This is a genomic window from Kineococcus rugosus, from assembly GCF_050871975.1.
In the GTDB taxonomy this organism is placed as follows: Bacteria; Actinomycetota; Actinomycetes; order Actinomycetales; family Kineococcaceae; genus Kineococcus.
The window spans coordinates 1-2,196 of sequence record NZ_JBJLSJ010000078.1; the positions used below are offsets into that span (position 1 = coordinate 1).

2 protein-coding genes are annotated in these 2,196 nt (G+C 74.6%); one reads left to right on the top strand and one right to left on the bottom strand.

What is annotated here, in order from left to right; all coding sequences use genetic code 11:
* Positions 1 to 134: 134 nt before the first annotated feature.
* Positions 135 to 515 (bottom strand): hypothetical protein, encoded by a 381-nt coding sequence (locus tag ACRYM6_RS22940; protein ID WP_432545206.1) that lies wholly within the window; start codon positions 513 to 515, stop codon positions 135 to 137.
* 133 nt (positions 516 to 648) lie between these two features.
* Here ACRYM6_RS22940 and pyk point away from each other — a divergent pair, with 133 nt between their 5' ends.
* A complete protein-coding gene (gene pyk / locus ACRYM6_RS22945) occupies positions 649 to 2,088 on the top strand; it encodes a pyruvate kinase (protein ID WP_432545207.1) in 1,440 nt (479 codons plus the stop codon).
* The last annotated feature ends 108 nt before the right edge of the window (positions 2,089 to 2,196 follow it).

Here is a 2,196-nt window from a genome sequence, read left to right on the forward strand (position 1 = left end):
CCCCCGGCCCCCCCACGGCCCCCCGCCGGCCCCGCACCCGCCCGCCCCCCCCCCCCCCCCCCCCGCCCGCGCCCCCCCCCCCCCCCGCCCCCCACCCCCTCGTCCGTCCCGCCGCGCCCCGGCGCGGCGGTGGGTCACCAGCGGGCGACCTCGTCGGCGTCGTAGGTCCACACCGCGCCGTCGGACAGCACGGTGACGTCCGCGGCGTGGCCGGACAGGCCGCGCGCGGACGCGGCGGCGGTCACCCGGCCCAGGGCGTGCCGGGCGGCGCCCTCGGCGTCCAGCCCGTCGGCGTCGACGCTGATGACGACGTCGTGGGCGGGCGCGTCCACGCTCTCCACCCGGGGGTGGGCCACGTGCAGGTCGGCGATCAGGCCGGCCAGCGCCCCCTCGGGCCAGACCCGGTCCTCGTGCAGACGGACGTAGACGGCGTACTCGTGCTCGCTGGACTCCTCCACGAGGTCCTCGACCTCGTGCTCGAAGTCGCTCCGGTGCTGCGGTTCCTGCGTGTTCACGCGGTCATCGTGGGACCGCGCGGCGACCCGCGCACGTCGGGACCGCCGCCCGGGGGTGACGATCCGGTGTCCACCGCGCGGACGGCGCGCCCCGGGCGTCGCGCACCGGGCCGGGCGCAATAGGGTCGGGGGTATGCGCAGAGCGAAGATCGTCTGCACCCTCGGACCCGCCGTGGCGGGTCCCGAAGGGTTGCGGTCACTGGTGGACGCCGGGATGGACGTCGCCCGGATGAACCTGAGCCACGGCTCCCACGACGACCACAGGGCGAACTTCGAGGGGGTGCGTGCCGCCGCCGAGGCCACCGGCCGGGCGGTCGCCATCCTCGCCGACCTCCAGGGTCCGAAGATCCGCCTCGGGAAGTTCGCCGACGGTCCTCACGACCTCGCCGTCGGTGACGTCTTCACGATCACCACCGAGGACGTGGTGGGGACGAAGGACGTCTGCTCCACGACCTACGGGGGGCTGACGGGCGACGTGGCGGTGGGGGACCGCATCCTCATCGACGACGGCAAGGTCGGCCTCGAGGTCACCGCCGTCGACGGCCCCCGCGTGGTCACGAAGGTCACCGTCCCGGGCCCGGTGAGCAACAACAAGGGCATCAACCTGCCCGGTGTGGCCGTGAGCGTGCCGGCGCTGTCGGAGAAGGACGTCGAGGACCTGCGGTTCGCCCTCCGCCTCGGCGTCGACCTCGTCGCGCTGTCCTTCGTGCGGTCGGCGGCCGACGCCGACGACGTGCACAGGATCATGGACGAGGAGGGGATCACCGTCCCCGTCATCGCCAAGGTCGAGAAGCCGCAGGCCGTCGAGAACCTGCGCGAGGTCGTCGCGGCCTTCGACGGCATCATGGTCGCCCGCGGCGACCTGGGCGTGGAGCTGCCCCTGGAGGAGGTGCCGCTGGTCCAGAAGCGCGCCATCGAGCTGGCCCGCCGGCAGGCCAAGCCGGTCATCGTCGCGACCCAGATGCTCGAGTCGATGATCACCGCCCCGCGGCCGACGCGGGCCGAGGCCTCCGACTGCGCCAACGCCGTCCTCGACGGCGCCGACGCGCTGATGCTGTCGGGGGAGACGAGCGTCGGGGCGTTCCCCTTCGAGGCCGTCCGCACGATGGCCCGCATCATCGAGAACACCGAGACGCACGGCGCGGACCGCATCGCGGCGCTGGGCACCGTGCCCCACACCAAGGGCGGCGCCATCACGCTGGCGGCCTCGGAGATCGGCAAGCAGCTCGACGCCAAGCTCCTGGTGACCTTCACCCAGTCCGGTGACTCCGCCCGCCGCCTGTCCCGGCTGCGGTCGGGCATCCCGCTGGTGGCGTTCACGGCCGAGGAGACCACCCGCCGGCGCCTGGCGCTGTCCTGGGGCGTGGACTCGCAGTACGCGGCCTTCATCTCGACCACCGACGAGATGGTCAAGGAGGTCGACCGCCGGCTGCGCGAGACCGGCCGCTGCACGATCGGCGACCTGGTCGTCATCGTGGCCGGTGCCCCCCCGGGGATCGTGGGCTCGACCAACGCCGTGCGCGTGCACCGCATCGGCGACGCCACGTCGGGCGTCTCCCAGGCGTACGCCTGACCCGGTGGCGGTGGTCCTGCGGGGCCACCGCCACCGGCCGGACGCGGGAAGGGCCCCGGGCACCGGGGACCGTCGACCAGGCCGTCGACCACCACCGAGGAGAACCCC